Raw genomic sequence first — 4,007 nt, forward strand, 5'->3', positions numbered from 1 at the left:
CAGTTAATCTAATCGTACTCAACTTAACCTGTCGTTGCATTCCTCCGATTCTCTAACCCTGGAATACCTTCAGAGTCAGAGGGTTTCGAGAATGGAACCAAGTCGCCAAAACCTAGACTTCTGTGAACTTCCCTAGTCAATTTATCCCCTGGGAAGTTTTTGTTTGCCAATTATTCCGTTTGCACAATTACCTTTTCGGCTACGGCTTGGGCTAAACGTCGGGCTTGATCAACGGATTCCCCCCGGGCTAGGGCTACCCCCAGACGACGATGGGGTCGAGCATTGGGTTTACCAAATAACCGCAAATCCGTATGGGCTTCGGCCAAGGCTTCTGCGACTCCACTGTAACTAAGATTTTCCCCAGCTTCAGGGGCCAGAATAACCGCACTGGCGGCGGGGCCCGTTTGTTGGATGTGGGGAATGGGTAAACCTAAAATAGCCCGCAAATGTAACTCAAATTCGTTCAAATTTTGGGAAATTAGGGTAACCATACCGGTGTCATGGGGCCGGGGAGATAATTCGGAAAAAATCACTTCCTCCGGGGTAATGAAAAATTCCACCCCAAAAATGCCCGCTCCCCCCAAAGCATCGGTGACTGTTTTGGCGATCGCCTGGGCCTGGGCTAACTGCCCTGGGTTTAAAGGGGCCGGTTGCCACGATTCTTGATAATCTCCCCGTTCTTGCCGGTGGCCAATGGGATCACAAAAGAGGGTTTCCCCCTGCCATTGGCGGATGGTCAGCAAAGTAATTTCCAACTCGAAGGGAATGAACTCCTCCACAATCACTTTGGTTTGATCCCCCCTCGCTCCGGCGATCGCCGCTTGCCAAGCCTGGGTCACCTCTTCACTACTATTAACCACCGATTGACCCTTACCAGAGGAAGACATCACCGGCTTAACCACGTTGGGAAAACCGATGGTTTGGCTAACTTGCTCCAACTCGGCCAGACTGGTGGCGTAGTCGTAACGGGCAGTGCGCACCCCCAATTGTTGGGCAGCCAGCTCCCGAATCCGGTCCCGGTTCATGGTGAGATTGGTGGCTTGGGCCGTGGGAATGACCCGATAACCCTGGGCTTCTAACTCCAATAATTTTTCTGTGCGGATCGCTTCCACCTCCGGCACAATCCAATCCGGCTGATATTTTTTTACCACTGCTGCCAGGGCATCTCCATCCAACATGGAAATGACTTCTGAAACCTGGGCCACCTGCATGGCCGGAGCATCAGGATAACGGTCCACCGCAATTACTCGATTACCCAATCTTTGGGCGGCAATGGTAAATTCCTTACCCAGTTCCCCGGAGCCAAGTAGCAAAAAGGTTTGGGGCAAAGTGACGGGGTTGACCATGGTTAAATGTTAGAGGGCAAGGTTAAACACCGGCTAGGGTCCCGGTTTTCCCCAGTTTCCCACAGTTATTGCCCCCTTAGCCCTCGGACAAATCCTTGGTTATAGCCGTCAAAGTTCCGTGGGTTGGGCTTTGAGGAGGGGTTTTAGCGCCCATGGCCATGATGAACTGCAAAGTTACCTGCTAGCAGAATGTATGGATAACTATCCGCCGCCGCCAGAACCCTATAATTTAGCCAATGAATTGGCCAAGGAACGGAACCGGGCCGCCGCCGAACGAACCTTAATGGCTTGGATTCGCACCAGTCTTTCCTTGATTAGTTTTGGCGTGGGCATTGACCGCATTGTCGCCGCCATCCACGGCGCGTTTCCGGGAGGCAGAAATGGTTTTCATTTATCCCGGACTTTGGGTTTATCCTTTATTATCATTGGCACCCTGGCCCTACTGGCGGCGGCCATCAATCACCGTCAAGATTTGAAGCACATTGACCGGGGACGCTTCACTTACCAGTCCCGCCTGTCCATTAGTTTTGTGGTGGCGATCGCTTTGGTGGTGGTAGGAACGTTTGCTTTTTTAGCGATTATGTTCCAGTCGCTTTAGGCGGTTCGAGTTTGCCAATAGGCTTTTCCTTAACTACGTGTATCTTTAATGGTCTCCTGCGAAAATCTTTGGCAACAGGCCCTGGCCATCCTGGCAACCCAGTTAACCAAACCGGCTTTTGACACTTGGATCAAGACATCAGTCCTGACCTCCTTGGGGGACGGGGTGGCCACAATTCAGGTGGAAAACGGCTTTGTCCTCAATCATTTGCAAAAATGCTATGGCCCACTGCTGATGGAGGTGCTGACGGACTTAACTGGGCAGGAAATCACTGTGGAGTTAACCACCGACGGCCTAGAGCCCCACAGCTTAACTCCTCGCCAGTCCCCCCTGAAGGTGGAGGCTACGGCCAAAAATTCCACTGCCCTCAATGCCAAATATACCTTTTCCCGTTTTGTGGTGGGACCCACCAATCGCATGGCCCATGCCGCTTCCCTGGCAGTGGCGGAATCCCCCGGGCGGGAATTTAATCCCCTCTTCCTCTGTGGTGGCGTTGGTCTGGGAAAAACCCATCTCATGCAGGCGATCGCCCATTACCGACTGGAAATGTATCCCAATGCCAAAGTTTATTACGTTTCCACAGAGCGATTCACCAACGACCTGATCACCGCCATCCGCCAGGACAATATGGAGGATTTTCGGGCATATTACCGCAGTGCCGACTTTCTGCTCATTGACGATATCCAATTTATTAAGGGTAAAGAGTACACCCAAGAGGAATTTTTCCACACCTTCAACAGCCTCCACGAAGCGGGCAAACAGGTGGTAGTGGCCTCCGATCGGGCCCCCCAAAGGATTCCTGGCTTACAGGACCGGCTCATTTCCCGTTTTTCCATGGGTTTAATCGCTGATATCCAAGTGCCAGATTTGGAAACCCGCATGGCCATTCTGCAAAAAAAAGCTGAGTACGACAGGATTCGTCTACCCAAGGAGGTTATTGAGTACATTGCCTCCCATTACACTTCCAATATCCGGGAACTGGAAGGAGCCCTAATCCGGGCGATCGCCTATACGTCCTTATCGAGTGTGGCCATGACAGTGGAAAATATTGCGCCGGTGCTCAATCCCCCAGTGGAAAAGGTGGCCGCCGCCCCGGAGACCATCATCAGCATCGTGGCCCAGCACTATCAGTTAAAGGTCGAAGAACTACTCAGCAACTCCCGCCGCCGGGAAGTTAGCCTGGCTCGTCAAGTGGGGATGTATTTGATGCGTCAGCACACGGACTTGAGTTTGCCCCGCATTGGGGAAGCCTTTGGCGGTAAGGACCACACCACCGTCATGTACAGTTGCGACAAAATCACCCAACTACAGCAAAAAGACTGGGAGACCAGTCAAACCCTCACTAGCCTCAGTCATCGCATCAATATTGCCGGCCAAGCCCCGGAATCCTAGACCCCTGGCGATCGGTGATTATGAGAATGAATATGTCAGAATGTAAAATATTTGCTAATAATATGTAGATGCGTTTCGGCAAGGAACGCCAACATCAGTGCAGGTTTGGCCCCTGTGGCCCGGCTTGCTACCCATAAGAAAATGGCATCAGGAGAACAAATATTGTTCCACCGACAGGCCACATTTGGGTTTTGGCCAACCGCTCTACCCTAGCGGTGTAGTTTCCAATCGTCTCGTCTTATTAGAGAATGGAGTCTAAATGGCATAACCCAAATTACAAAAGCCTACTTTAGAAATTCTTGCCTTTGATGCTAGCTACGCAAGAGGATTTGCATTTATGACTATTGCAGTCGGACGCGCCCCAGTCGAAAGAGGATGGTTTGATGTCCTCGACGATTGGCTAAAGCGTGATCGTTTCGTATTTATTGGTTGGTCTGGTTTACTGCTCTTCCCCTGTGCCTTCATGGCCCTGGGGGGATGGCTCACCGGCACCACCTTCGTTACTTCCTGGTACACCCACGGTCTAGCCAGTTCCTACCTAGAAGGAGCTAACTTCCTGACCGTGGCGGTCTCTTCCCCCGCCGATGCCTTCGGCCATTCCCTCCTGTTCCTCTGGGGACCGGAAGCCCAAGGTAACCTGACCCGCTGGTTCCAAATTGGTGGTTTGTGGC

At 52.0% G+C, this 4,007-nt stretch carries 3 protein-coding genes and 1 pseudogene; 3 read left to right on the forward strand and 1 reads right to left on the reverse strand.

From position 1 onward, the window contains the following. Positions 1–170 precede the first annotated feature (170 nt). Positions 171–1,346 (reverse strand): phosphoribosylglycinamide formyltransferase 2, encoded by a 1,176-nt coding sequence (gene purT / locus IQ219_RS17530; RefSeq protein ID WP_194073463.1) that lies wholly within the window; start codon positions 1,344–1,346, stop codon positions 171–173. 118 nt (positions 1,347–1,464) lie between these two features. On the opposite strand from purT, the gene IQ219_RS17535 reads away from it, so the two are divergent. From IQ219_RS17535 to IQ219_RS17545, 3 genes and pseudogenes are all read left to right on the forward strand, one after another. Continuing rightward, the gene (locus IQ219_RS17535; RefSeq protein WP_368667631.1) at positions 1,465–1,944 is read left to right on the forward strand and encodes a YidH family protein; all 480 of its coding nucleotides are present in this window, start codon (positions 1,465–1,467) and stop codon (positions 1,942–1,944) included. 48 nt (positions 1,945–1,992) lie between these two features. Next, entirely contained in the window at positions 1,993–3,336 is a 1,344-nt protein-coding gene (gene dnaA / locus IQ219_RS17540) for a chromosomal replication initiator protein DnaA (protein WP_194018561.1), read from the forward strand. 337 nt (positions 3,337–3,673) lie between these two features. After that, positions 3,674–4,007, forward strand: a pseudogene (locus tag IQ219_RS17545) (photosystem II D2 protein (photosystem q(a) protein)); the annotation flags it as partial.

Origin of the sequence: Synechocystis sp. LEGE 06083 (assembly GCF_015207725.1) — a bacterium.
Lineage (GTDB): Bacteria > Cyanobacteriota > Cyanobacteriia > Cyanobacteriales > Microcystaceae > Synechocystis > Synechocystis salina.

Excerpts from the sequence above, each read along its gene's own strand:
- purT (WP_194073463.1), bottom strand. The coding sequence starts at position 1,346 with ATGGTCAACCCCGTCACTTTGCCCCAAACCTTTTTGCTACTTGGCTCC.
- dnaA (WP_194018561.1), top strand. The coding sequence starts at position 1,993 with ATGGTCTCCTGCGAAAATCTTTGGCAACAGGCCCTGGCCATCCTGGCA.